This window comes from Ralstonia sp. 25C (assembly GCF_051904805.1).
GTDB lineage: Bacteria > Pseudomonadota > Gammaproteobacteria > Burkholderiales > Burkholderiaceae > Ralstonia.
Genome location: NZ_CP196738.1, coordinates 1,069,939 through 1,096,750 on the forward strand (window position 1 = coordinate 1,069,939; position 26,812 = coordinate 1,096,750).

Consider the following 26,812-nt stretch of genomic DNA (forward strand, 5'->3'; position numbering starts at 1 on the left):
GCGGCTCCTCAGCCCTTGGCCAGCGCCGTCACAGCGATTTCCACGTCGATGCCCGGGCGCATCAGGCCCGACTGCACGCAGGCGCGCGTGGGCGCGTGGCCGGCAGGCACCCAGGCTTCCCATGCGGCGTTCAGCTCGGCGAAGTGCTTGGCGTCGGTCAGCCAGATGTTGGCCGAGATCAGGCGCGTCTTGTTGACACCGGCGTCGGCCAGCAGCGCGTCGATGCGCGCGAGGATGTTGTTGGTCTGCTCGGTCACCGACTTGAAATCGAAGGCGGCGTCAGGCACTTGGCCGGCCAGATGCACGATGCCGTTGGCAATCACGATCTGGCTCATGCGGGCGTTGGTGTGGAAGCGTTGGATGTCGGTCATGTCGAGTATCGAGAAGGGGTCTGTTGTAGGTTCAGACGGCCGAGGTGCCCACGCCACTCGTGGTGGCATCGAACACCGGCGGCGCAGTGACGATGGATTGCAGTGCCGGCGTCGGTTGTGCCAGCTTGGCGAGGTCCGGACGCGGACGACGCAGCGTAGCAGACGCGTCGAACGCCTGCTCAAGCGCATGCGCCACGGCCAGCGTTTTGCGGTCGCCATGAAAGGGGCCGACGATCTGCAGGCCGAACGGCATGCCGTCGTGGTCGACACCGCATGGCAATGACAGCGCCGGATGCGTGGTCAGCGTAACGACGTAGGTCAGCGCCAGCCAGCGGTAGTAGTTCTCTTGCGCGCGGCCGTCGATGTGCGTGGCATACAGCTCGCTCCACGGGAACGGCGACACCGGTGTCGTCGGCGAGAGGATTACGTCGTACTGACTGAACGCCGCCTGGAAGCGTTTGAGGATGCGGGTTTGCTCCGCCTGTGCCCACGCGCAGTCAGCCAGCGTCATCGCGGCGCCCAGCTCGTAGTTGGCACGCGAGTTGGGGCCGATCGAGGCCGGATCGCGCGTGTAGGCGTCGTGCAGGCCGGCGACAAAGCTCTCTGCGCGGATCACGTCAAAGCAGCGGTGTACGTCACCCAAGTCAAACTGCACGGGCTCGCACGATTGGAACATTGGCGCGATGGCCGCAATGCGCTCGCGGAAGAGGGTGCGGATGCTGGCGTCGACATCGCAGCAGCCGAAGTCTTCCGTCCAGCCAACGCGCAGGGTGGAGAGATCGATAGGCGAGGGTGTGATGAAGCTGAGCGGGTCCACGGCATAGCTGAGCGGGTCGCTCGCCGAGAGGCCGGCTGTGGCCGCGAGTTGCAGGCACGCTTCGGCCACCGTGCGCCCCATCGGGCCGACGACGGAGATGGGCGTCCAGCCCAGCTTCTTGCGCGAATTCGGCACCAAGCCCGGCGATGGACGAAAGCCCACCACGCCGCATTTGGAGGCCGGAATGCGCAGCGAGCCGCCGGTGTCGGAGCCGGTGCAGATGGGCAGCATGTCGCACGCCAGCGCCGCCGCCGCACCCCCGGACGAACCGCCCGCATTCAGCATCGGATTGAACGGGTTGCCGGTGGCACCCCACACCGGGTTACGCGTGTTGGCGCCCGCGCCAAACTCCGGCACGTTGGTCTTTGCGACCAGCACGGCGCCTGCGGCCCGCAGCCGTTCGACCAGCACCACATCCTGCGTCGGCACGTTGCTGCGCGCGGTGGGGGAGCCATACGTCGTCAGCAAGCCGGCAGTGTCTTCCAGGTCTTTCACACCCAGCGGCAGGCCGTGCAACAGGCCGAGCGGTTCGCCCTTGAGCACTGCGCGTTCGGCGGCTTTTGCGGCTTCACGCGCCTGCGGAAAGCACGTTGCCGTAACGGCGTTGACGGCGGGGTTGATGGCTTCGATGCGCGCAATGCAGGCATCGAGCAGCTCGACGGGCGAGATTTCCTTGGCGCCGATCAGGCGGCGCAGTTCTACGGCGGACAGGGTGACGAGTGGGTCGTTGTGCGACATAGCAGTCCTCAATCCATTTAGAGCGCTTCACCCGTGCGATCGCGCAGCCAGATCACCGGCACCAATGACACCAGGCATGCCGCCGCTACGTACCACGCTGGCGCCAGCGAGTTGCCGGTGCGCTCCACCAGCCAGCTCGCAATGAACGGCGAGAACCCGCCGAAGAACGATGCGCTCACCACATACGTGAGCGCAATGCCCGTGGCGCGCACGTGCTTGGGAAACAGCTCGGGAATCATCACCAGCACCGGCACGATCTGCGCAGCCACGAACACCGCCAACAAGGCCGACACCGCGTACAGCGTCAGCGGCGTCGGATGCGCGCCCAGGAACGCAAACGCCGGATACACCGCCAGCAGCATGATGATGCGCGAGGTGACCAGCACGCGCTTGCGGGTGTAGCGATCGGCCAGACGGCCGGCAATCGGTGCAGCCACGAACAGCACCAGCGAGCTGACCACGCCCGAGGCCACGGCAGCCGTCGGCGACATATGCAGCGTGCGCACTGCGTGGCTCGGCAGGAAGAACGCGGTGATGTACACCGACACCGAGCCGCCCAGCTCTGCAAACGTGCCAAGCACGGTGAGTTTCCAATGCGTGGTGAGCGCGGCCTTGAGTGCGCCTTGGGGCTTGGCGTGTCCGGGTGCAGCGGCGCGGTTGTCCAGCGTTTCTTCCAGCCGGCGGCGGATCAGCATGCCCATGGGCGCCGCGAAGATGCCCAACAGGAACGGCAGCCGCCAGCCCCAGGCCAGCACCGCTTCTTTGGATAGCGTCACGTTGATGAGCGTGGCCACTGCCGCGCCCAGCGCGAGCCCCAACGCCGTGGCTGCGAAGTTCCAACTGGCGAAGAATGCGCGTGTGCGGTCGGTCGCATATTCGACCAGCAGCGTGGTGCCCGGCCCGAATTCGCCGCCGGCGGCAAAGCCCTGCATCAGCCGCGCAGCCAGCACGATCATCGGCGCGAAGATGCCCGCCGTGGCGTACGTGGGCGCGGTGGCGATCAATGCGCACGACAGCGCCATCATCATGATGGTCAGCACCATCGCCTTCTTGCGGCCGGCGCGGTCGGCATACGCGCCGATGATCACGCCGCCCAGTGGCCGCACCACAAAGCCCACGCCAAACACCCCGATCGACAACAGGAACTGGTTCACCGGCGAGGCCGAAGGAAAGAACAGTTGCCCGATCTGGATGGCGAAGTAGCTGTAGATGGTGAAGTCGTAGAACTCGAGCGCCGTGCCGATGGTGGTGGCGGCAATGACTTGCGTGCGTGACAGCGCGGGGCGGCTGTCGAGGGCGAGTGTCGACACGGGGCTCTCCTAGGGGTTGGAGGCTGGCAAGGGTTTAAGTTATCGTATACGAGAAAAATTAAATTCTCGTATACGAGAAAACCCGGAGACAGCGCGTGGCATCGAGCACAAAAGCCGCCATCCAAGACGATTTACCCGCCGATGAGGCCCCGGCGCAGCTCAACCATCAGGAAGTGGGCGCGCGCATCCGCGAGGCGCGCAAGGCGCATGGGCTGACGCTGCAGGAGCTGTCGGAGCGTTCTGGCGTGGCGCTGTTGACCATCTCCAAAGCGGAGCGCGGCGACATTGCCCTCACGTATGAAAAGTTTGCGGGCCTGGCGCAAGCACTGGGGCTGGAATTCGAGCAACTGCTCGGCCGGCGCCGCACGCCCGATGCCGGCCCGTTGCGTCCGACCTTCACGCCCTCGGGCGGTCAGGTCATCTACGACACGCCGAACTATGAATACGGCATGCTGGCCGACGCGCTGACCGGCAAACGCATGCTGCCGATGCGGGCACACATCCGCGCACGCTCGGTCGACGATTTTCCCGACTACATCCGCCATCCAGGCGAAGAGTTCGTCTTCGTGCTGGGCGGCGAAATCGAACTGCGCTTTGAGAACGGCGAGGCATTTCGCCTGGCGCCCGGCGACAGCCTGTATTTCGACAGCGCCGTCGGCCATGTCTATCTGTCCGTCAGCGAAGAGCCGGCCGAAATCCTTGCGTGCTGCACCGGCACCGATGTGCGCGATCTGGGTGACGTGATCTAAGCGGGATCAATCTGCGTGCTTGTAGTTTGGGTCGAGGCGGATGTTCGGGCCGGACCAGCCCAGCACGTAGATGACGGCGCCGTCTTCTCCGGTGGCAAAGCTGTGGTCGTAGTACGCCGGCTCGTAGTACTTTTTGCCGGCGGTGATCACGTGTTCTTCCGCCGCGCCCTTGGGGCCGTCGTAGGTGGTGGAAATCCACTTGCCGCTTTCCACGATCACCACGCGATCGATCGGATGGTTGTGGCGGCTGCCCACGTAGTTGGGCGGAAACTTCAGCATCTGGATGAACGGCTTGCCCGGCGTGGTGGCATCGCCGCAGATCATGTGCTCGTGGGCCTTGAGCGCAGCGTTCCATTGCCACTGGATGTCGCCGGTTTCAAAGAACGGCGCGGCGGTGCCCACGCAATCGGGCGCAGCGTGCACGGTGCCGGCCAGCGGGCCCGTGGTCAGTAGCAGTGCGGAGAGAATGATGCGATGGCGTTTCATGGTGACACCCGAAGTTGTAGAGCTTGGCCGGACCGGTTGATCCGGTTTTTTATCGCGCAAAGGAAATCGCCCCGACAGAGCGGGGCGAAATGCGTTGATGCAAAGCGAAGGCAGCGGGATTACAGCGCCATCTCTGCCGAGGCTTTAGCGGGCTGCGGCGCAGCAGGCTTGGCAGCCGGCGCCACCCGCATGTCGATCTGCGGCGGCGGGCTCAACTGCAGTGCGTTGGCCGTGGTGACCCACTCTTCGTAGACCTTTGCCGGGCTGTCGTTCAGCTTGGTGCCGTAGCTCGGCACGATCTGGCGGATCTTCTGCTGCCACGCGGGCGTGGCCACCTTGTCCTTGAACACCTTCTCCAGCACGCTCAGCATGATCGGCGCAGCGGTCGATGCACCCGGCGATGCGCCGAGCAGGCCAGCGATGGTGCCGTCCTTGGACGCGACGATCTCCGTGCCGAGTTTCAGCACGCCGCCCTTAGCCTCGTCGCGCTTGATGATCTGCACGCGCTGACCGGCTTGCCACAGGCGCCAGTCTTCCTTCTTCGCGTTCGGGAAATATTCCTTGAGCGCGTTGAAGCGGTCGTCATCCGACAGCATCAACTGGCCGGCCAGGTATTCCACCAGCGGGAATTCATCCACGCCCACGTGCATCATCGGCACGACGTTGTGCGTGTTCGTGCTGCGCAGCAGGTCCAGGTACGACCCGTTCTTCAGGAACTTGGTCGAGAACGTCGCAAACGGCCCGAACAGGATGATGCGCTTGCCGTCGAGCACGCGCGTATCCAGGTGCGGCACCGACATCGGCGGCGAACCGACCGACGCCTTGCCATACGCCTTGGCCAGATGGCGCTGCACCACCTCGGGGTTGTCGGTGACGAGGAACGAGCCGCCTACCGGGAAGGCGCCGTACTCGCGCGCTTCCGGAATGCCCGAGGCCTGCAGCAGCTTGAGCGCACCGCCGCCCGCGCCGATGAACAGGAACTTGGCATCCACGTCCTGCTGCGCGCCCGATTGCAGGTTGACGTACGTCACGTGCCACGTGCCGTCGTCATTGCGCTTGATGCCGCGTACTTCGCTGGACAGCGACAGCGCAAAGTTCGGCTGGCGCTGCAGGTAGCTGACGAACTGGCGCGTGATCTCGCCAAAGTTCACGTCGGTGCCGACCGGCATCCACGTGGCCGCCACCTTCTGTGAGCGGTCACGGCCTTCCATCATCAGCGGCACCCACTTGCTGATCTGGTCGAAGTCTTCCGAATACTGCATGCCGCGGAACAGCGGGCTCGCCTGCAGTGCTTCATAGCGCTTCTTGAGGTAGCGAACGTTTGCATCGCCCCACACAAAACTCATGTGCGGGGTCGAATTGATGAACGAGCGCGGGTTCGTCAGCACACCGTTCTTGACCTGCCACGTCCAGAACTGGCGCGAGATCTGGAACGACTCGTTGATCTCGATGGCCTTCGAGATGTCGATATGGCCGTCAGCCTTCTCGGGCGTGTAGTTCAGCTCAGCCAGCGCCGAGTGCCCCGTGCCGGCGTTGTTCCAGCCGTTGGAGCTTTCCTTGGCCACACCGTCCAGGCGCTCGACCATCATCATCGACCAGCTCGGCTCCAGCTCGTGCAGCCAGACGCCCAGCGTCGAACTCATGATGCCGCCGCCCACCAGCAGCACATCCACCTTCTTGGCCTCGGCCGCGTGCGCGGACGCTGCCGCGAAGCACGCCACCACCACCGCCGATACGACCCTTCGAATTGCTTTGATCACCACAACCCACTCTCTCAAACTGACTGAACGAATTCACCGTACGCCGGCCTTTCCTGTGCCCCGAAATGGTGCGTCGCAACACGACGAACTCAGCCCCTGTCCGCACAGCGTTCCGTGAGGACTGCAATCGATGCACCGACTCGGGGATACAGGGCGCCGCGAGATGCGAGCGCGAGAAAAGGAGGGCGCGTATTGCCGCAAACGCGCGTCAAAGCGCAGAACTGCGCCGTAACAGGGCATGTGGGGCAACGCCGGATATGCGCATCCGCAAGCCCGTTGGTTTTGCCGTTGCGGGTTGCGGAAGGGGCCGCGTGTTGACGTGCTACGCGCGACCGGGCGCGTAATATAACCGAAATTGACGATTGTGTTTTGCGGCGCAGCATTGGCGCTTTGCCCCTCTTCGAATGCAGCAACGCAACTTCGGTGTCGGCCATAACCATGCCCCGGGGACTGCCGCGGAAGTCGAGACGTCAGAACAACAGTTAGCGTTGTATCAATCAGAATTAAATAACGTTGTTTCGCCGCAAAGCCGCGCCGGCACTGGGTTGGCGGAAGTGTTAGGAACATTTAAGAATTTCCCCACGGTCGAGGGGGGTGGATGCTAGCGGCGCGATGACACAATGCGCAAAACTTGGCATTGCTCGACAGCAAGAGGCTGTCCCGCCAGACAAAGGAGCTTCATGCAGGAAAGCTGGATCGCAATTTCAGCGGCGCGCGCGAAAGCGCATCGGTTGTACGGCGTGCGCGGCTGGCTCTTGACGCTGTTGTGGCTGAATACCCTGCCGATGCTGGCAATCGTCTTTGGGCTGAGCATGGTCCTGACGCTTGGCCAGATGGCGGGCGGCTCGACGAAGCCGGTGGTGGCGTGTGCGGGGCTGGCTTTTCCGTTGGTGCTGATTGCCTTCGCGTTTCTGCGTGTGCGCTGGTTTCCCGCGCTTTGGTTGGCGTACTGCCTGCTCCAGTTGTCGGCCACGCTTGCCATGGGCAGCCGAATGACGACGATTCTCGCGCAGGCATCGGGTGGGACAGCGGGGTCGTTGCCGGTCATGCTGCTGGTCGTACTTGAAGCCGTGCTTCTTCTTGGGTCGGCCGCATATCTGTTGCTTTCACGCCGTGCGCGCGTGACTTATCGGCATGAGGTGCGCGCCAGCGATCCGGCAGCCGTTCCGGCGGTGTTTGACCGGCCCAGCCGAAACGAAACACCCACCGATGCCACCGACCATGCGCGCGAGCGCGCGGCATTGCGCCGCGTGAGTCAGGAGTTGAGTTCCGGCGTGCTGGATACGCAAACCTGGGCGCAAGTGATGCGCCATCACGCCGATGGCACCGATAGCGCGCGCACGGCCGCCTATGTGCGTGCCCGCATGGCGCTGCTGTGCCCGCCGGCACATGTGCATCCCGCACTGGCGCGCACACTCGCCTCTGGGCTGGGTGCATTGTTGATCAGCCTTGTCGTAGCGGGCGCGCTCATGGCTGCGGTGATTGCGCTTGCAATGCGCTTACCCGACGATGCCAACGTGCTTATCGAAATACTCGTATGGGCCGTGCTGCCATTGTGTTGGCTGGCCGGCCTATTTGCCGGCGCGCGTTTCCTGCGCGCCGTGGCCTGACGTCTACTGCTTGGCCGTCGCCGGCGGCGTGGTGACGGTGTGGTTCCAATCCCCGCCCACCGCTTTGACGAGGAACACGCTCGTCGCCATCTGCTGGCCGAGAATCTGCACCGCCGTGCGCTGGTTGTTCAGCAGCGACTGCTGCGCGGTGATTACGTCCAGCGACGTCGCCAGCCCGCCTTCGTAACGCACGCTGGCAATGTCATAGACCTTGCGAGCGCTCTCCACGGCCGCGCGCGCCTGGCTTGCGGCGCGATCCAGCGATTGCAGCCCGGCTAATCCATCTTCTACCTCTTGCAACGCGCCGAGCACCGTTTGCCGGTAGTTGGCGATCGCACCCTGATAAGCCGCGTTGGCAAAGTCCACGCGCGCGCGCGTGCGGCCGGCATCGAACACCGTCTGCGCGATCTGCGTGCCGAATGACCACAGCAGCGTAGGCGCCGAGAACAGCAGTGCGAGATCGCGGCTTTCCCAACCGGCGCCGCCGTTGAGCATCACGCTGGGGAAGAAGGCGGCGCGTGCCACGCCCACCTGTGCATTGGCGGCGGCGGCACCGCGCTCGGCGGCGGCCACATCGGGGCGGCGTTCGATCACATCGGACGGCAACGCCACCGGAATCTGCGGCGCCGTGCCCTTGAGCGGAATCGGGTCGATATGGAACGCGGGCGCGGGCGTGCCCACCAGCGTGGCCAGGGCGTGTTCGTACTGCGCGCGTTGCTTGGTCAGCAGCTCGGCTTGCGTGGCGGTGCTGTCGACCAGCGTTTGTTGTTGTGCAAGATCGAGCCCCGAGGCCACGCCATCCTGATGCCGCGAGGTGACGTAATCGAGTGCCTTGCGCTGCAGGGCCAGGCCTTCCTGCACCACGGCGATTTCCGCGTCGGTTTCGCGCAGGTTGTACCAGGTGGTGGCCACCTGTGCGGCGAGCAGCAGGCGGAAGTTCTCGAAATTGGCGCCGGCCTGTTCTTCGCTGGCAGCAGCGTTGGCGACGGTATTGCGCACGCGGCCGAAGAGGTCGGCTTCGTAGCTCGCGTCAGCGCGCAGCACGAAATCGCTCTGCACGGTCGACATGGTCGGGCTGGTGTACGACGAGAGCGGTCGTTCCGCCGACGTGCGCGTGCGTGTGTCGTTGTTGGTGGCCGTGATTGTCGGCAGCAAGCTGGCACGTGCGATACGCGTTTGTGCCTGCGCCTGCTCCAGGTTCGACAGCGCGACCTTGAGCGATTGGTTTTGCTGCAGCGCCTGCGTGATCAGCTGGTCGAGCTGCGGATCGTTGAAGCGCTGCCACCACGGGCCCTTGGGTGCGTCGTCGGCGGGCTGCGCGGCGCGCCAGGGCGCTTCGGTCTGCCAGTGCGCGGGCACGTCCATCGCCGGGCGCTCATACGTCGGCGCCAGCGAGCAGCCGGCCAGCGAGACGATCAGCGTCGCCGCCAGTGCGGTCGCGCGTGGCCGGGCCAGGCGGATCATGATGCGTGCGGCGCAGAAGCCGCCGGTGCCGGTGCCGATGCAGGCGCAGGCGCAGGCGCGACGATGGTCACGGCTTCGCCCTGTTCGATGGAGTCGGCCGGGTTGAGGATCAGCGCATCGTTCGCCTTCAGGCCCGAGACGATTTCGACATTGCGGCCGTAGTCTCGCCCGATGACGACGGGGCGCAGGTCGACACGGCCGTTTTCTGCGATGGCAATGCGCGGGCCTTCCTTGCGGAACAGCAGCGTGTTGGTGGGGACGATGAATGCCGTCGACGCGCCGGCATCGGTTTCTTCGCCGGAGGTCTTGCCCTGGATGGCGACCTGCACATACGCGCCCGGCAACAGGCGGCCTTCCTTGTTGGGCAACTGCACTTCCACCTGCATGGTGCGGGTGGCGGCGTCGATGGCGCCGGACGCGCGCGCGATGGTGCCGTGGAAGGTCTGGCCCGGCAGCTCGGCCACCGTGACGGCCACGTCCTGCCCAACCTTCACTTGCTGCGAATACGCCTGCGGCACGTACAGATAGATGCGCAGCGGATCGGTCTGCGCCAGCGTGAACAGCTCGCGGTTGGCGCCCGCGTTGCCGGCGTTGACCAGCGCGCCCACGTCGACATTGCGCTTGGTGACCACGCCAGCAAACGGCGCGACCACACGGCGGAATCCCTGCAGCTCCTGCAGGCGGCGCACGTTGGCCTCGGCGGCGGCCAGGTCGGCCTGGGACTGGTTGGCGGCGCTGGTGCGCTCGTCCAGTTCCTGTTGCGAGACGGCGTCTTTCTGGCGCAGGTTCTGCCAGCGCGTGAGCGAGGTCTGCGCCAGCGCCTTGCGTGCGGCGGCCTGGTTGCGCGCGGCCTGGGCCTGGTTCAACTCCTGATCGACTTCGGGCGTATCGAGCAGTGCCAGCACCTCCCCCTTGTCCACATGCGCGCCGATGTCCTTGTACCAGCGCAGCACGTAGCCGCTGGTGCGCGCGTAGATGGGCGATTCCACATAGCCCTGCAGCGTGCCCGGCAGCGTCAGCTCGCGGTTGGCTTTGGCGGGTTTGGGCGCGGTGGTGTTGACGTAGCGGCTGGTCTGCGCGTTCACCTGGCGCTCCAGCGCATGCGCGTTGGTGTAGCGGTTCACCAGCGTGCGTGCCGCGCCCAGCGCCAGCAGCACGGCCACGACAATCAGCACCCAGCGTGCACGGCGCATGGCTGGGGCGCGGTCAACCTGTTCTATCGGGTCAACCGTGACGACATGGTGCCCAGCTTTGTGGTCCACATGGGCACCGGAAGTTTGCTCAGACATGTCCTTCGCTTCCCCGCAAATCGTGACTACGCCGGGTGGCGCGCCGCTGCAATCTGTTGTGCACGCTGGCAAACACCACCGGAACAAAGAAGAGGGTCGAGACGGTTGCAAACAGCAGACCGCCGATCACCGCGCGACCCAGCGGCGCGTTCTGCTCTGCGCCTTCGCCCAGGCCCAGCGCCATGGGCACCATGCCGATGATCATCGCCAGCGCCGTCATCAGCACCGGGCGCAGGCGGGTGGCGCCGGCTTCCAGCGCGGCCTGCACCGGCGCAATGCCTTCCGCCAGCCGCTCACGCGCAAATGAGATCAGCAGAATCGAATTGGCCGTCGCCACGCCCATCGTCATGATCGCGCCCGTGAGCGACGGCACCGACAGCGTCGTCCCCGTCACGAACAGCATCCAAGCAATGCCCGCCAGCGCCGCCGGCAGGGCGGTCACGATGATGAGCGGATCGATCCACGACTGGAAGTTCACGACGATCAGCAGGTACACCAGCACGATGGCCATCACCAGGCCCAGCCCCAAGCCGAGGAACGACGATTCCATCGTCTTCACCTGGCCGCGCACCGTCACCTGCGCGCCGCGCGGCAGCTTGGGGCGGATGTCGTCAACGGCCTTCTGCACTTCCTTGGCGACGGCGCCCAGGTCACGCCCCTGCACGGCGGCATACACGTCCACCACCGGCGTGATGTCGTAGTGCGACACCACCTGCGGTTGGACGCCGGGGCTTACCTGCACGAGGTTGCCGAGCAACTGCGGGCCGCCCGCTTGTCCAGCGCCGCCACGCGAGCCGGCGACCGGCGTGCGCAGCAGCGCATCGAGCGAATCGACGCGGTATTGCGGGCTCGTCACGGCCACCTGATACACGACGCCGTTGACCGGATTCAGCCAGAACGTGGGCGAGGTCTGGAAGCTCGAGCTGAGCGACACCAGCAGGTTCTGCGCCACGTCACGCCCTTCCAGACCGACCTGCTGGATGCGGGTGCGGTCCATGTTCAGAGCCAGCGTTGGCTGGTCGAAGCGCTGGTGCACGTGTGTATCGACTGCGCCCGGAATCTGCTTGATGCGGTTGGCCAGAATGCCCGCCAACTGCTGATTGGTGGCCACATCGGAGCCCGAGAACTGCACGTCAATCGCCGACGGCAAACCGAAGTTCAGAATCTGGCTGACGATGTCCGCCGGCTGGAACGCGAATTCCACGCCGGGAAAGCGCTTGGGCAATTCTTCGCGCAGGCGGCTGATATAGACCGCGCTGGGTTTGCGCTCCCCCTCATGCAGGGCGATGAGGATTTCGCCATCCAGCGTGCCGATCGTGCCGGCGTTGCTGTACGACAGGTTGATGCCCGAGTTCGGCACGCCCAGGTTGTCGAGGATGGTCGACAGTTCCTGCTTGGGAATGATCTCGCGGATGGCGGTTTCGACTTCATCCGCGAGGCGCGCGGTTTCTTCGATGCGCAGGCCCGACGGCGCGCGCATGTGCAGGCGGATCTGGCCGGCATCCACATCGGGGAAGAAGTCGCGGCCCAGCGCAAAGTACAGCGCGCACGACGCCACGCAGAAGCCCAGGAACGACAGGGCAAACACCCGGCGGTGCTCCAGCAGCCCGCCCAGGATGGCGGCGTAGTTGCCGCGCATGTGCTCGAACTGCGTGTTGAAGGATTCGTAAATCCGGCGGAATGCGCTGGGCTTCTTGGCGTCGTTCGTATGGCCGGTCATGAGCATCATCACCAGCGTCGGCACCAGCGTGCGTGACAGCACGTACGACGCCAGCATCGCAAAGATCACCGCCTCGGCCATCGGCACGAACAGGTAACGCGCCACGCCCGTGAGGAAGAACATCGGCACGAAGACGATGCAGATACAGATGGTCGACACGAAGGCCGGCACGGCAATCTCGGCCGCGCCGTCCAGGATGGCCGTGACGGGGTCCTTGCCCTCGTGCAGGTGGCGCTCGATGTTCTCGATGGTGACGGTGGCATCGTCCACCAGAATCCCCACTGCCAGCGCCAGGCCGCCGAGCGTCATCAGGTTGATGGTCTCGCCAATCAGGTGCAGCACGATGATCGACGACAGGATCGACAAGGGAATCGACACGGCGATGATGGCCGTGCTGCGCCAGTTGCCGAGGAACAGCAGGATCATGGCCGCCGTCAGGCACGCGGCGATGATCGCTTCGCGAATTACGCCTTCAATGGCGGCTTTCACGAAGAGCGACTGGTCAAACAGCGGCGTGATCTTCAGGTCTTGCGGCAGCGCGGCGGCGGCGGTCGGCAACAGCTTGTAGATGTTGTTGACGATATCCAGCGTGGACGCGCCGCCGTTCTTCAAGATGGAGAGCAGCACGCCGCGCTGGCCGTCCTGGCGCACCACGTTGGTCTGCGGCGAGAAGCCGTCGCGCACGTTGGCCACATCGCCCAGGTAGAGCGTGGCGCCATTGCTGGTCTTGACCGGAATCGCGTTGAGCGCCGCGATGCTGCCCGGCGTGCCGTTGAGCGTGACGCCGTATTCGGTCGCGTCGATCTTTTGCGTGCCGGCGGGCAGGATCAGGTTCTGCGCGCCCACTGCGTTGACGATGTCCACGGGCGTGAGGCCTTGCGCCAGCAGCTTCTGCGTGTCGAGGTCCACCGTGATCTGCCGGCTCTTGCCGCCGTACGGAAACGGCACTGCGATGCCCGGCACGGTAATCAGGCGCGGGCGCAGGAAGTTCACTGCGGCATCGTTGAGTTCCTGCTCCGAGAGTGTGTTGCTTGAGAGCCCGAGCTGCAGGATCGGAATGCTCGACGCCGAATACTTGATCACCAGCGGCGGCGTGGTGCCCGGCGGCAACTGCCGCACCTGCGCCTGCGTGCTCGCCACGATCTGCGCGAGCGCGGTTTGGATGTTGGCGTTGGGCTGGAAGAAGACCTTGATGATCGACACCCCACCGAGGGATTGCGACTCGATGTGCTCGATGTCGTTGACGGTGGTCGTCAGGCTGCGCTCCGTCACGGAGACGATGCGGTCGGCCATCTCCTTGGCAGGCAGGCCGTTGTAGTTCCAGATAATGCTGGCGACCGGAATATCGATTTCCGGAAAGATGTCCGTTGGCGTACGCATGAGCGTAAACGGCGTCGCCAGCAGAATCAGCAGGGCGAGGACGATGAACGTCAGCGGCCTTCGCAGCGCGAGTTGGACAATCCACATGGAGAGGTTTCAGAACTGCGGTGCGAGGCGTTGATCGGGGCGCAAGCCGCTCGAACGGCGGCGACTCACCATTCTATCGCCGGGGTCAGTCGCTCTGCATGTTCCTTTGATCTGTCTTTATTACATTGCATAACGGCGATTGCCGGGGCAACTGAAGGGGCCAGAGAAGGCCCGCGCTCAGCGCAGGTTACGCCCGCATTGCAGCAGCAGATCGTGCAGTAGTTCGGCATGCGCGGCATCAATGCCCTGCAGCATTTCCGCCTCCAGCCGGCTGACGGCTTCGTCGCAGATGGCCAGCAGCGCCAGCGCCGCGTCCGTCAGGCCCAGCATGACGATGCGACCGTGCGTCGGGTCGGGCGTACGGGTGACCCACCCGCGCGCTTCCATCGTCTTCACCACCTCATTGGCCGATTGGGGCGACATGAACGAGCGCTCCGCCAGTTGCGCGTTCGACAGGTTGCCGCGTGCGTGCAGCACCGACAGCGCGGTGAACTGCGGCACCGTCAGCCCGTGCGGGGCGAGCGCTTCACCTAACCGCCGCTTGACGATGCGATCGGTACGGCCGATCAGGTAGGGCAAGCGGGCAGACGTTGCCGGAGCAGAGGCTGGGCCTGGCGGGTTCGATCGAGGTGCGGTGCGGGTGGTTTTTGTGGCCGCCATGGATGTGGGGTGAGGTGGATGCGCGTGCAGATGCGCACATTCTGCTACGTGTCGTTTGGATCAGGGTTTACGGCAAGCACAATCTCCTTGTTATATCAGGCTACCTGATATTAAATGGGCACCAAGCTGAGACGCGCCGCACACCGGACGGTGCCGGTCTCAAGCAAGCCGACAGATCAAGGAGATGGAAATGGCTGATTACCAAGGGCGCTGGAAAACCGTGGACGTGAAGGTCGACCAGGGCATCGCGTGGGTGACGTTCAACCGCCCCGAAAAGCGCAACGCCATGAGCCCGACGCTCAATGCCGAGATGATCCAGGTGCTCGAAGCGCTGGAGCTGGATGCCGACGCCAAGGTGCTGGTGCTGACCGGTGCGGGTGACGCCTGGACGGCGGGCATGGACCTGAAGGAGTACTTCCGCGAAGTCGACGCCGGCCCGGAAATTCTGCAAGAGAAGATCCGCCGCGATGCCTGCCAATGGCAATGGAAGCTGCTGCGCATGTACGCCAAGCCGACCATCGCGATGGTCAATGGCTGGTGCTTTGGCGGTGGGTTCTCGCCGCTGGTGGCCTGCGACCTGGCGATTGCTGCAGATGAAGCCACATTCGGCCTGTCGGAAATCAACTGGGGCATCCCGCCGGGCAACCTCGTCAGCAAGGCGATGGCCGATACGGTGGGCCACCGCCAGGCGCTGTACTACATCATGACCGGCGAGACCTTCACCGGCCAGCAGGCCGCCGCCATGGGCCTCGTCAACGAGAGCGTGCCGCGCACCCATCTGCGCGCCCGCACTGTGGCGCTGGCCGAGAAGCTGCTGGAGAAGAACCCGGTGGTGCTGCGCGCCGCCAAGCACGGCTTCAAGCGCAGCCGCGAGCTGACGTGGGAGCAGAACGAGGACTACCTCTACGCCAAGCTCGACCAGGCCACGCTGCGTGATCCGGAAGGCGGCCGCGAGCAGGGGCTCAAGCAGTTCCTCGACGACAAGTCGATCAAGCCGGGCCTGCAAGCGTACAAGCGCGCTTAAAGCCATCGTCGATCCCGCATACAACGCCCCCGGAGACGATTCCATGCCTGACGTGAATCAGCTTGTGACCCTGCTGATCGGCGGACAAAGCCGGCCGGCCGCCAACGGTGCCACCTTCGAGCGCCGCAACCCCGTCAACGACGCGGTGGCCTCGCGCGCAGCGGCGGCCATGCTGGAGGACGCGGACGCTGCCGTGCAAGCAGCTGCCGATGCCTTCCCCGCGTGGGCCGCATTGCCGTCGGGCGAGCGCCGCAAGCGCCTGCTCAAGGCCGCTGACTTGATGGACCAGCACACCGAAGCGTTCATCCGCACCGGTGCTGCCGAGACGGGCGCCAGCCCCAACTGGATCGGCTTCAACGTCATGCTGGCCGCCAACATGCTGCGCGAAGCCGCCTCCATGACCACGCAGATCGACGGCAGCGTGATCCCGTCGGATGTGCCGGGCAATTTTGCGATGGCGGTGCGCCAGCCGTGCGGCGTCGTGCTCGGCATTGCACCGTGGAATGCGCCGGTGATTCTGGGCACGCGTGCGCTGGCGATGCCGCTGGCGTGCGGCAATACGGTCGTGCTCAAGGCATCGGAAATGTGCCCGGGTATCCACAGGCTGATCGGCACGGTACTGCACGAAGCCGGCCTGGGCGACGGCGTGGTCAACGTGGTGACGAATGCGCCGGCGGATGCTGCGCAGGTGGTCGAACGCTTGATCGCGCATCCGGCCGTGCGGCGCGTGAACTTCACCGGCTCGACGCACGTGGGGCGCATCATCGCGCAGCACGCGGCGCGCCACCTCAAGCCCGCGCTGCTGGAGCTGGGCGGCAAGGCACCGGTGTTGGTGCTGGACGATGCCGACCTGGATGCCGCAGTGGAGGCTATCGCCTTTGGCGCGTTCTTCAACCAGGGCCAGATCTGCATGTCGACCGAACGCGTGATCGTCGATCGCAAGGTTGCCGATGCATTGGTCGACAAGCTGGCCGCCAAGGCCCGCACGCTGCGCGCGGGCGATCCGATGGACGCTACCGCACAGCTCGGCGCGATGGTCAGCGTGGATGCGGCCAAGCGTGTGCAAGCACTCGTGGAAGACGCGCGCACACAAGGTGCCGCGCTGCCGGTAGGTCTGCACGCAGATGGCGCGATCGTGCAGCCAGTCATCGTCGATGGCGTGACACCGGCCATGCGGCTGTACGGCGAGGAATCGTTCGGCCCCGTGGTGACGGTGGCGCGCGTGGATGGCGATGAAGAAGCGATTCGCCTGGCCAACGACAGCGAATACGGCTTGTCGGCCGCCGTGTTCAGTCGCGATGTGTCACGTGCCATGCAGGTTGCGCAGCGCATTGAGTCAGGCATCTGCCATATCAACGGGCCCACCGTGCACGACGAGGCGCAGATGCCCTTTGGCGGCGTGAAGAGCAGTGGTTATGGCCGCTTTGGCGGCAAGGCATCGATTGCCGAATTCACCGAACTGCGTTGGATCACGCTACAGAACACGCCTCGCCACTACCCGATTTAACCGATCTGAAGTGCCGCAGCCGCCCACTACAACCATAAAACGGGCGGCGCATTCAGGAGACAAGACGTGAACCACGTCGAAATGCAGCAAACCCGGCAGGTTCAAACCGGGCACCACGCGTCGCCCCCGACGAGCGTGCCCTATCGACAGGTCGCCGTGAGCGATGCGCCCGCGCGTTGCGAGAGGGACGAGCGGGACAGCACGGTCTGGCATGTGCGCAATACCGAAGCACTGGCGGACCACCCCCAGCGCATGACGGATTGCCTGGTGGCCGGTGCGCAGCGCCACCCGGATCGCGTGCTGGCCGCACGTCGTGGCGCGGATGGCGAATGGATCAAGCTGACCTACCGCGAGATGCTGGAGCGCGCGCGTGCCATCGGCCAGGCGTTGCTGGATCGCGGTGTATCTGCCGAGCGCCCGCTGGTGATCCTGTCGGGCAATGACCTGGAGCATCTGCAACTGGCGTTTGGCGCCATGTGGGCGGGTGTGCCGTATGCGCCGGTGTCGCCGCCGTATGCGCTGGTGTCGACGGATTTCGGCAAGCTGCGCCATGTGTTCGACGTGCTCACGCCGGGGCTCGTCTATGCAGCAGATGGCGTGGCCTTCGCCAAGGCGATCGACGCTGTGGTGCCGGAGGGTATTGAAGTCATCACGCGGGACGGTGCATTGCCCGGCCATATCGTCACCAAGGCCACCGCTTTCGATACGCTGCTGCAAACACCGGTGACCACCGCCGACGCTGCACAGGCTGCCACCGGCCCCGACACACTGGTGAAGGTGCTGTTCACCTCCGGCTCGACACGCCAGCCCAAGGCTGTGCCGACCACGCACCGCATGCTGTGCAGCAACCAGCAGATGCTGCGCCAGACCATTCCCGAGTTCGCCAAGGAGCCGCCGGTGCTGGTGGACTGGCTGCCCTGGAATCACACCTTTGGCGGCAGCCACAACGTAGGCATCGTGCTCTACAACGGCGGCACGCTGTATATCGACGATGGCCGCCCCGTGCCCGGCAAGTTTGACGAGACCCTGCGCAACCTGCACGAGATTGCGCCCACGGCGTACTTCAACGTGCCCAAGGGGTGGGAAGAACTTGCGCTGGCGCTCGAACGGGACCCGGCACTGCGCGAGACCTTCTTCTCGCGCGTGAAGCTCTACTTCTTTGGCGGCGCGGGGTTGTCGCAAGACGCGTGGGACCGGCTCGAACGCGTGACCGGCCAGCACTGCGGAGAACGCATCCGCATCATGGCTGGCCTGGGCATGACCGAGACCTCGCCATGCTGCCTCTTCACCACCGGGCCGATCATGCGCGCGGGCTATGTCGGCACACCGGCGCCGGGCTGCGAACTCAAGCTCGTGCCCGTGGGCGACAAGCTGGAAGCGCGCTTTCGCGGGCCGCACGTCATGCGGGGTTACTGGCGTTTGGGCGATGCGTCCGCCGCTGACGTCTTCGACGAAGACGGCTACTACTGCAGCGGGGACGCCCTGCGTTTCTATGATCCGGCGCAGCCCGAGAAAGGCCTCGTCTTCGATGGCCGCATCGCCGAGGACTTCAAGCTCAGCTCCGGCACCTTCGTAAGCGTCGGGCCGCTGCGCGCCTGCGTGATCGCGACGGGCGCACCGTATGTGCAGGACGTGGTGATTGCCGGCATGAACCGTGACGACATCGGGCTGCTGGTGTTTCCGCAGGTCGAGCGCTGCCGGGCTCTCGCGGGTCTTCTGTCCACGGCGACCGTGGCGGAGGTGCTGGCGGCACCTAACGTGCGTTCCGCATTCGCCGCGCTGCTGCATGAGCTGAACGCCACGGCCACCGGCAGTGCAACGCGCGTGGCGCGGCTGATGCTGCTGGACGCGCCGCCGTCGCTGGACCGCGGCGAGATCACCGACAAGGGCACGCTCAACCAGCGCGCTGTGCTGGCCTACCGCGCGGCGCAGGTCGACGCGCTGTATCGCGATGGCGACCCTGCCGTGATTCGCGCGGGCTGATCCCAACGCAGCACCACGACCAACCGGCAAAGACCGGTTCATCCACCCAGGAGGAGACTCATGAAGACCGTCATGTCACGGGGCATGGCACTGTCCGCGCTCGCCCTCGCGCTGAGCTGTGCCGGCTGCAACGACGACAGTGCTAACACCAGCGATGCCTTGCCCCAACTCGCCCCCGCCACCGGCATGAACCTCGCCGCCACGTGCGAGAGCTTTGCCGGCAAGCTGAGCTTTGCCAACACCAGCATTACGGCGGTCTCTACCGTGGCCGCCGGCACGTTGACCGTGGGCGGCAACGCCGTGCCCGAGCATTGCCTGATCACCGGCACCATGAACACGCGTGTGAGCCCAGTGGACGGCAAGACCTACGCCATCGGTTTCGAGATGCGCCTGCCGAAAGCGTGGAACGGCCGCTTCTTCTATCAGGCCAACGGCGGGCTGGACGGCGCTGTGCTGACGGCGCTTGGGAGCCTGGGCGGTGGGCCCATCAGCAGCGCGCTGGGCTCGGGCTTTGCCGTCATCAGTTCCGATGCGGGGCACAACGGTAGCCAGAACCCGCTGTTCGGGCTGGACCCACAAGCACGGCAGGACTACGGCTACAACGCGGTCGCCGTGCTCACGCCGATGGCGAAGTCGATGATCGCGCAGGTGTACGGCAAGGCGCCGGACCGCAGCTACTTTGGCGGCTGCTCCAATGGCGGGCGCCATGCGATGGTGGCGGCAGCGCGTTCGGCCAATGCGTATGACGGCATTCTGGCGGGCGACCCGGGCTTCCATTTGCCCAAGGCGGCCATCAACGAGGTGTATACCGCGCAGCAACTGGCCACGGTGGCCACGGCCAACACCAGCGCAGGGCAACCCGACATCACCACGTCGCTCACCGATACGGAGCGGGCCATGGTGGCCAGCCACGTGCTCGCCAAGTGTGATGCGCTGGACGGTGCGACCGACGGCATGGTGAACAACCTCAAGGCCTGCCAGGCTGCGTTCAGCCTCGCGAACGATGTGCCGACCTGCAGCGGCGCACGCGACGGCACGTGCCTGACCCCGGCACAGAAGACCGTATTGGCAAACGTGTTTGCCGGCGCGCGCAACAGCGCGGGCCAAGCGCTGTACTCGGGCTTCCCGTTCGATGCCGGCATCAGCGGCAGCGGCTGGGCTGCGTGGAAGCAGGGCAACTCGCTGCGGTTGGATCCGGCGGCACTGGCGTTTCTGTTCACGACCCCGCCGCAGCCGGCATCGGCCATCACCACGCTCACGGCATACGGGCTGGCGTTCAACATGGATACCGACGCGCCCAAGATCTTCGCTACCGACGCCACCTACACCGAATCGTCATGGTCATTCATGACGCCGCCCAACGAGACCAACCTCAGCACACTCAAGCAGCGTGGCGCCAAGCTGATGGTCTACCACGGCACCAGCGATCCGGTTTTCTCGTCCGACGACACAACGGACTGGTACCAGCGCCTGGCCGCTGCCAACGGTGGCGATGCCAGCAACTTCGCACGCTTCTATCCGGTGCCCGGCATGAACCACTGCTCGGGCGGCCCGACGGCCGACCAGTTCGACATGCTGACACCGCTGGTGGCGTGGGTTGAACGTGGCGTTGCGCCCGACAGCGTGGTTGCTACCGCGCGCGGACCTGCCAACGCCGTGCCCAACACCGAAGTGCCGAGCGATTGGAATGCCGCCGGCCACGACCGCACCCGCCCACTGTGCGCGTATCCGAAGACCGCGCGCTACAGGGGCACCGGCAACATCAACGACGCATCCAGCTTCAGCTGCCAATGACGTCGGCCCAACTTCCGGAAGGAGACGCCATGCAAACCACAAGTCCTGCCTTGAGCCGCGAGTCAGCGGGCTCCGGCATCGCCATGACCCTCGGGCTGTGCTTCATCGTTGCGCTGCTCGAGGGGCTCGATCTGCAATCCATCGGCGTGGCCGCGCCGCGCATGGCGCGCGAGTTCGGCCTGTCGGTCGGGCAGATGGGCCTGGCCTTCAGTGCGGGCACGTTCGGGCTGCTGCCCGGTGCGATGCTGGGCGGCCGCCTGGCCGATCGCATCGGCCGCAAGCGCGTGCTGATTCTGGCGACCGCGCTGTTCGGCATTTTTTCCATCGCCACCGCACACGTGTGGGATTTCAACAGCCTGCTGGTGATCCGCGTGGCGACCGGTCTCGGGCTGGGCGCCGCCATGCCCAACCTGATCGCGCTGTGTGCCGAGGCCGTGCCCACGCGCCTGCGCAACACCGCCGTGAGTGTCATGTACTGCGGCATTCCGTTCGGCGGGGCCATCGCGGCGGTGGTCGGCTTGTTGAGTGCAGGTGACACGGGCTGGCGCCATATCTTCTACGTGGGCGGTTTCGGGCCGCTGGTGGTGGTGCCGCTGCTGCTGACGCTGCGGGAATCGCGCCGCTTTGATAGCGCGCAACGTGCCAATGTTCAGCCACCGCCGGTGTCCTGGGCGTTGTTCGGCGAACGCCGCGCCGCCGCCACGCTGTTCCTGTGGGTGAGCTATTTCTTCACGCTGATCGTGCTGTACTTCCTGCTCAATTGGTTGCCTTCCTTGATGGCCGCGCAGGGGCTGAGCCGCCCGCAGGTGGGCATGGTGCAGATCCTGTTCAACATCGGCGCTGGCGCCGGGGCGCTGGGCATCGGCATGCTGATGGACGCAGCACGCCCGCGCTGGGTGGTGTCGGGCATGTATGTCGGCATCATCGCCGCGCTGGCGCTGCTGGCGGCGGCGGGCGGCATGGTTTCGATGTCGGTGGGGGCCTTCATGGCGGGGCTGTTCGTGGTCGGCGCGCAGTCGGTGCTCTATGCGCTGGGGGCGGCGTACTACCCGACGGCCGTGCGGGGCACCGGCGTGGGAGCGGCGGTGGCGGTGGGCCGGCTGGGCTCGATTGCCGGCCCGATGCTCGCCGGGCAGTTGCTGGCGATGGGGCAGAACGGAACCACCATCATCGGCGCGAGCATCCCCGTCACCATCGTGGCCGCAGTGGCTGCACTGCTGTTGCTCAAGCGGCCGCGCGTGCAGGACTAGCGCATCGCATGCTGGCGCCGTCCGCCCGGATGGCGCCTTTCACACATTCCAAACTGCCGGCTCGCCAGATATGGGGGGCGGGACCGGCTCGACCCTAGGAGGGGCCCCCACATGCAAAACACCACCTCGTGCCTGCGCCGCATCGCGCTGGCCGCCGCCACTTGTGCACTTGCCAGCGGTGCCGCCAACGCCCAGAGCGTCACGCTTTACGGCCTAGTTGATACCGGCATCGAATACGTCAGCCACGCCAATGCCAACGGCAATGGCCTGACACGCATCCCGTCCGTCACGGGGACCTTGCCTTCGCGCTGGGGGCTGCGCGGCGCAGAAGACCTCGGCAACGGCATGAAGGCCGTGTTCACGCTGGAGAGCGGCTTCAACACCGACACCGGCACGTCCGGCCAGGGCGGCCGCCTGTTCGGCCGGCAAGCGTGGGTGGGCTTGGCGAGCGACTACGGCACCGTCACGTTCGGCCGGCAGTACAGCATGGTCTTCCTGTCCATGCTCGATGCTGACATCCTCGGCCCCAGCCAATACGCCGTCGGCTCGCTGGATGCCTACATCCCCAACGCCCGCACCGACAACAGCATCGGGTACAAGGGCACTTTCAACGGTTTGACGGTGGGCGCCACGTACTCGTTTGGTCACGATGCGGCAGGCGGTGTGCCGGCATCCGGCACGTGCGCCGGGGAAGTGGCCGGCAACCCGTCGGCGTGCCGCACGATGTCTGCGATGGTGAAATACGATGCCGCCACCTTCGGCGTGGCGGGCGCTTATGAAGAGCAGCGCGGCGGCACGGGCGCCACCGCTTCGTTCTTCAACGGCAGCGCACCCATTGCCTTTGCCGACGCCGGCGACAAGGACCGCCGCATCGTCGCCAATGGCTATGTGAAGCTGGGTAACGCCAAACTCAGCGCAGGCTGGATCGGCCGTCACCTGCAAGCCGCCGCCGGTGACGTGCGCTCCAACCTGTACTTCGTCAACGGCAGTTACCCGCTCACCGGCGCGCTCACGCTGGATGCCGGCCTGCTTCGCATCGTCAATGCAGACCAGAGCCGCAGCGCGACGATGGCCGTGGTGCGCGGCGTGTATGCGCTGTCCAAGCGCACGGCGCTGTACGCGCAGACGGGCTATCTGTGGAACAGCGCTAACGCGCAGTATTCCGTGAGCGGCGGTGGCGGCGGGACCACGCCCGCGAAGGGTGTGGGCCAGCTCGGCGCGATGGTGGGGGTGCGGACGGCGTTTTGATTTAGTGGGTAAGGTGGCGCCTGACAGTCTTGCGGCCGATCAGGCGTCGCGACGCTTCTTGTCCACCACGCAGGGGAAGGACACCGAGAGGTACCCCGTGGGCGGTTGATAGAACCCGAAAGGCCTAATCAGGCGATCCAATGGGGACGATCGTGGGCTTCCCATCGGCGGTGCAGCAGCCGTTAGGGCAGCCTAGGATAAATTCAATCATGAGCGTTGATGGTTTGACGCCCGAATACGGATCGGAATGATATTTCTCTGCACCACCGAAAACGATCCCTTTGCTGTCTTCTCCCATGCCAACCAAGAAGCGCTTCATCCACTCAGCTCTGCGTTGAGCTAAATCCTCCGTTTGCTGCCCCACGTCTTTGAATCCCACCAGAACATACAGTTGGCGATTGGGATATGTCTTCTTCATATCGCTCGCCCACAAGGCAAGTCTCGCGGCCTCGTCGCCATCCAATCGATCGGCCCACTCCGGGAAGTGCGCATAGAAGTGCGTGCCCCCCGGTTTGCAGGCGAACGCACTAGAACTGAATGATAGAAGTACCGAAATTATCAGGAGTGTTTTGACCGTGGACCACGATGTACCCAGCAACGTTGTCAGCATTCTTGATGTAAATCGGAGATTTCTTTCGAGCAAGCGCAATTGCGTTCCATAGTCTGTGCCTCTCATGTTTTGGATTCCGTGCAGCACCGGTTTGGACACCCGGGGCCAAATTCAATGGATAGGGAGGTGGGTCGAACTTCGCTATCTGGCCCAACTTCCTTTGCCCGCCAGATCGAAGTGCCGCCATATACAACGGCTTGCGGGCTTTCACCCATCTGAATCAGGAAATCTCTTGCCCATGTGCCTCGGCGCGCACCGATTGGTTCGTCCGGTCGCATCTCATCTTGATTGGCAATCAAGAGAAAAAACGGCCGATTCGGATATTTTTCCTGCATGCTCACTATCCAAGCACCGAAGCGTCCGGCTTCGGTTCCGGTTGGACGGTCAGATGACTCCTCAAATTGAATATTAAAGTGCTCGCCTGCTTGGCAGGCGATAGATTTACCGCTTAGTGTTGTCAATAAAATTGTCAAAATTATCCGGAAAATCTGAGTGAATAACGATATATCCACCAACATTGTCAGCGAGTGAAAGGCATTTCGGGGATTTGATTTTTGCAAGTGCAATCGAGTTCCATACGCCGTAGTAGTCATCGTTTGTATCCATCGTGTCCAAGAAATGAGAAATTTCATGTGCGAGTGTCAGCAGGCGAGAGTCACCTCGATCCCAGTCGTCACGCATTTCGCAAAACGGTAATGCAATTGCGATTGTGTGCGTTTCGGTGTCCGGCTTGCATACAGCGGCCACAGCGTTGCGTGTTTCGCCACGAGGTCGTCCAGGAGCGCAGCCTACGTGAGTCAGTGCTGTTTCGGACCAGCGTACAAAATTCTCCGGTCCCAAAGATTGCGTGACACGAAGCATTTCTGAAATCCCGGCTAGCAAGGCCTGTCTGGTAGTGACATCGGCCACACCGAACCAAGTCACGACGTTGCGCTGATCTCGCGCTGTCCAGCGTTGCAATTCCGTCAACCGAATCCTCATCCGCTGTTCCACGATGCGAAGCAACTCGGTGATTTTTTCCGCGAACTGCTCGTTGGTGTAGTTCGGGCAGATCAGAACAGGATCGTCGGGTAAGGAAGATTTGCGCTCGGATTCCGTGTATGACGGCTCTCTGGGTTCTTGCCGCGCCGCCGCCTTCGGCAACGGCTGACCCGCCGGCCCAAAGCCCATCCGCGCAAGCTCTTCATGATCGAAAGAGACATGCATGGTGGACTGCGAGGCGATCAGGCGCGGAGGCGGCTGGCAGCCACAAAGGCAAATATCGTTTTCGAGCAACGCTTGTTTGCCCATGAACCTCATGGGGCGCATCGGTGGGACGTTGCAAGCCCTGCCTGTTTGCTTGCAAGCAGGGCAATAGATGCTCGCGCCGTGGTAGGAAAGCGGTGTTCCGTGATGTTTGGAAGCGGGTTCGCCCTCGATAACTGTGCCGCCCGCTGTGGTTTTGTCTCCCAGCTTGATTAACGCTCTTCGCAAAGCGATCTCCTGAAGCATTTTTAAAAATGCTTTGCAGAATAAGCGAGATGTACTTTATTTATTTCCGCGGTGACGATATTTATCAGTTAAGTCAGATGAATGTCTGGGGGTGCGGAACCTTAAAGGGCGGGGGCAGGGCATTCGTTCTGCGTGGGCTGAATAGGCAACCGCTGCTTGCCCGACGCAGCCGGCGGACGGCCAAACGGTCATACGCCTCCAGCTCGTGTGCAATCAAGCGGCGGTGGTGATCGGGCAGCGCCAGCAGTAGTAGCGTCACTGCCGCAGGCTCAGATCGATCTGTACCACCAGCGTGGGAAGCATCACCGGCAAGGTTAGCGCCACGGCGGCGAAGAAGATCCCCGCCGCCGGCAAACGTCAGGTGCTTGAGCGGATCTAGATCAAGTTCAAACGACCCGACGTGGCACATCGTAGAGCTGCGCGCTAGATGGTCGTGTTCGCCACCGGCAGGAGCAGAGTGAGCGCGGCTTCCATGATGGCCGTCCTCGCTCGTGTTTTCGTCGGCCGGCTATTCAGCGGCGCGAGGCATCACCCATTAACAATCTCCCCCCCATTCGGATGCAGCGTCTGCCCCGTCATATAGCTCGCATCGGCAGACGCCAGGAAGATGTAGCACGGCGCCACCTCATCGGGCTGCCCGGCACGGCCCAGCGGCTCGTTGCTGCCAAATTTGGCAACGTGTTCGGCATCGAAGGTGGACGGAATCAGCGGCGTCCAGATCGGCCCCGGGGCGACGGCATTCACCAGGATGCCCTTCTCCGCCAATTGCTGTGCGAGTGACCGCGTGAAGGCCACGATTGCGCCCTTGGTGGCGGCGTAATCCACCAGGTGCCCGCTGCCGCGAAACGCCGTCACCGAAGTCGTGGTGATGATGCGTGCGCCTGCATGCAGGTGCGGTAGCGCGGCACGCAGCAAATAAAACATCGCAAAGACGTTGGTGCGGAAGGTGCGCTCCAGTTGGGCGGGGTCGATGTCGGCCAGGCTCGGTTGCGGGTGCTGTTCTGCCGCGTTGCTCACCACGATATCGATCTTGCCGAAGGTGGCCACGGCCTGTGTGATCACGGCGCGCGCATGTGCTTCGTCGCCCAGGTCGCCGGCAATCGCTTCGCAGCGGCGGCCGGTGGCGCGTACGAGGCGGCAGGTCTGGTTGGCGTCGTCGTGTTCGTTCAGGTAAGCGATCAGCACGTCGGCACCTTCCTTGGCAAAGCCGATGGCCACCGCGCGGCCGATGCCGCTGTCGCCGCCAGTGACGATGGCCACCTTGTCGGTGAGCTTGCCGCTGCCGACGTAGCCCTCCATTTCTGCACGTGGGACTGGCGTCATCTCGCCTTCTTTGCCGGGTTGTCGATCCTGGTGTTGCGCGGGTTGGGTTTGCGGTTGGTCTGACATGGCAGGTTCAGGTGAATGGAATGGGTGCCCTGTGTTGCAGCACGCGGCATGCCATGGCGGCGGGTGTGGCGCCGA

The 26,812-nt window shown here is 64.4% G+C and carries 20 protein-coding genes; 8 read left to right on the top strand and 12 right to left on the bottom strand.

What is annotated here, in order from left to right:
- Nucleotides 1–8 precede the first annotated feature (8 nt).
- The 3 genes from ACS7SF_RS23270 to ACS7SF_RS23280 are packed head-to-tail and all read right to left on the bottom strand — an operon-like array spanning nt 9 to nt 3,236.
- Nucleotides 9–371: a RidA family protein gene (locus ACS7SF_RS23270; protein ID WP_439892851.1), complete on the bottom strand. Its 363-nt coding sequence runs from the start codon at nt 369–371 to the stop codon at nt 9–11.
- A 31-nt stretch (nt 372–402) separates the two neighbouring features.
- Nucleotides 403–1,926, bottom strand: coding sequence for an amidase (locus ACS7SF_RS23275; RefSeq protein WP_439892852.1), 1,524 nt, complete (start codon nt 1,924–1,926; stop codon nt 403–405).
- 17 nt (nt 1,927–1,943) lie between these two features.
- Nucleotides 1,944–3,236: an MFS transporter gene (locus ACS7SF_RS23280; protein WP_439892853.1), complete on the bottom strand. Its 1,293-nt coding sequence runs from the start codon at nt 3,234–3,236 to the stop codon at nt 1,944–1,946.
- A gap of 95 nt (nt 3,237–3,331) precedes the next feature.
- Here ACS7SF_RS23280 and ACS7SF_RS23285 point away from each other — a divergent pair, with 95 nt between their 5' ends.
- Nucleotides 3,332–3,985, top strand: a complete 654-nt coding sequence (locus ACS7SF_RS23285; RefSeq protein WP_439892854.1) for a helix-turn-helix domain-containing protein — start codon at nt 3,332–3,334, stop codon at nt 3,983–3,985.
- 6 nt (nt 3,986–3,991) lie between these two features.
- On the opposite strand, the gene ACS7SF_RS23290 is transcribed toward ACS7SF_RS23285, so the two are convergent.
- A complete protein-coding gene (locus ACS7SF_RS23290) occupies nt 3,992–4,471 on the bottom strand; it encodes a hypothetical protein (protein WP_439892855.1) in 480 nt (159 codons plus the stop codon).
- A gap of 119 nt (nt 4,472–4,590) precedes the next feature.
- Nucleotides 4,591–6,249, bottom strand: coding sequence for a malate dehydrogenase (quinone) (gene mqo, locus ACS7SF_RS23295; protein WP_439892856.1), 1,659 nt, complete (start codon nt 6,247–6,249; stop codon nt 4,591–4,593).
- Between the two features lie 662 nt (nt 6,250–6,911).
- Here mqo and ACS7SF_RS23300 point away from each other — a divergent pair.
- A complete protein-coding gene (locus tag ACS7SF_RS23300) occupies nt 6,912–7,841 on the top strand; it encodes a hypothetical protein (protein ID WP_439892857.1) in 930 nt (309 codons plus the stop codon).
- Nucleotides 7,842–7,844: 3 nt separating this feature from the next.
- Here the strand turns inward: ACS7SF_RS23300 and ACS7SF_RS23305 are convergent, their stop codons facing one another.
- The 4 genes from ACS7SF_RS23305 to ACS7SF_RS23320 form a co-directional block, all read right to left on the bottom strand.
- Nucleotides 7,845–9,305, bottom strand: coding sequence for an efflux transporter outer membrane subunit (locus ACS7SF_RS23305; protein ID WP_439892858.1), 1,461 nt, complete (start codon nt 9,303–9,305; stop codon nt 7,845–7,847).
- On the bottom strand, nt 9,302–10,594 hold the full coding sequence (locus tag ACS7SF_RS23310) for an efflux RND transporter periplasmic adaptor subunit (protein WP_439892859.1): 1,293 nt from the start codon (nt 10,592–10,594) through the stop codon (nt 9,302–9,304). Before ACS7SF_RS23310 ends, ACS7SF_RS23305 begins: the two co-directional genes overlap by 4 nt.
- Nucleotides 10,587–13,781 carry an efflux RND transporter permease subunit gene (locus tag ACS7SF_RS23315; RefSeq protein ID WP_439892860.1) on the bottom strand — a complete coding sequence of 1,065 codons (3,195 nt, stop codon included), beginning with the start codon at nt 13,779–13,781 and terminating at the stop codon, nt 10,587–10,589. Before ACS7SF_RS23315 ends, ACS7SF_RS23310 begins: the two co-directional genes overlap by 8 nt.
- A gap of 177 nt (nt 13,782–13,958) precedes the next feature.
- Nucleotides 13,959–14,441 carry a MarR family winged helix-turn-helix transcriptional regulator gene (locus tag ACS7SF_RS23320; RefSeq protein WP_439892861.1) on the bottom strand — a complete coding sequence of 161 codons (483 nt, stop codon included), beginning with the start codon at nt 14,439–14,441 and terminating at the stop codon, nt 13,959–13,961.
- A gap of 190 nt (nt 14,442–14,631) precedes the next feature.
- On the opposite strand from ACS7SF_RS23320, the gene ACS7SF_RS23325 reads away from it, so the two are divergent.
- The 6 genes from ACS7SF_RS23325 (at nt 14,632) to ACS7SF_RS23350 (ending at nt 23,247) form a co-directional block, all read left to right on the top strand.
- Entirely contained in the window at nt 14,632–15,465 is an 834-nt protein-coding gene (locus tag ACS7SF_RS23325; RefSeq protein WP_439892862.1) for a p-hydroxycinnamoyl CoA hydratase/lyase, read from the top strand.
- 43 nt (nt 15,466–15,508) lie between these two features.
- Nucleotides 15,509–16,972, top strand: coding sequence for an aldehyde dehydrogenase (locus tag ACS7SF_RS23330; protein WP_439892863.1), 1,464 nt, complete (start codon nt 15,509–15,511; stop codon nt 16,970–16,972).
- A gap of 81 nt (nt 16,973–17,053) precedes the next feature.
- On the top strand, nt 17,054–18,955 hold the full coding sequence (locus ACS7SF_RS23335; RefSeq protein ID WP_439894464.1) for a feruloyl-CoA synthase: 1,902 nt from the start codon (nt 17,054–17,056) through the stop codon (nt 18,953–18,955).
- 60 nt (nt 18,956–19,015) lie between these two features.
- Nucleotides 19,016–20,749 carry a tannase/feruloyl esterase family alpha/beta hydrolase gene (locus tag ACS7SF_RS23340; RefSeq protein WP_439892864.1) on the top strand — a complete coding sequence of 578 codons (1,734 nt, stop codon included), beginning with the start codon at nt 19,016–19,018 and terminating at the stop codon, nt 20,747–20,749.
- 29 nt (nt 20,750–20,778) lie between these two features.
- Nucleotides 20,779–21,999, top strand: a complete 1,221-nt coding sequence (gene mhpT, locus ACS7SF_RS23345) for a 3-(3-hydroxy-phenyl)propionate transporter MhpT (protein WP_439892865.1) — start codon at nt 20,779–20,781, stop codon at nt 21,997–21,999.
- A gap of 111 nt (nt 22,000–22,110) precedes the next feature.
- Nucleotides 22,111–23,247, top strand: coding sequence for a porin (locus tag ACS7SF_RS23350; RefSeq protein WP_439892866.1), 1,137 nt, complete (start codon nt 22,111–22,113; stop codon nt 23,245–23,247).
- A gap of 124 nt (nt 23,248–23,371) precedes the next feature.
- Here the strand turns inward: ACS7SF_RS23350 and ACS7SF_RS23355 are convergent, their stop codons facing one another.
- The 3 genes from ACS7SF_RS23355 to ACS7SF_RS23365 form a co-directional block, all read right to left on the bottom strand.
- The gene (locus ACS7SF_RS23355) at nt 23,372–23,665 is read right to left on the bottom strand and encodes a hypothetical protein (protein WP_439892867.1); all 294 of its coding nucleotides are present in this window, start codon (nt 23,663–23,665) and stop codon (nt 23,372–23,374) included.
- 633 nt (nt 23,666–24,298) lie between these two features.
- The gene (locus ACS7SF_RS23360) at nt 24,299–25,348 is read right to left on the bottom strand and encodes a PAAR domain-containing protein (protein ID WP_439892868.1); all 1,050 of its coding nucleotides are present in this window, start codon (nt 25,346–25,348) and stop codon (nt 24,299–24,301) included.
- A gap of 528 nt (nt 25,349–25,876) precedes the next feature.
- Entirely contained in the window at nt 25,877–26,737 is an 861-nt protein-coding gene (locus ACS7SF_RS23365) for an SDR family oxidoreductase (protein ID WP_439892869.1), read from the bottom strand.
- Nucleotides 26,738–26,812 lie beyond the last annotated feature (75 nt).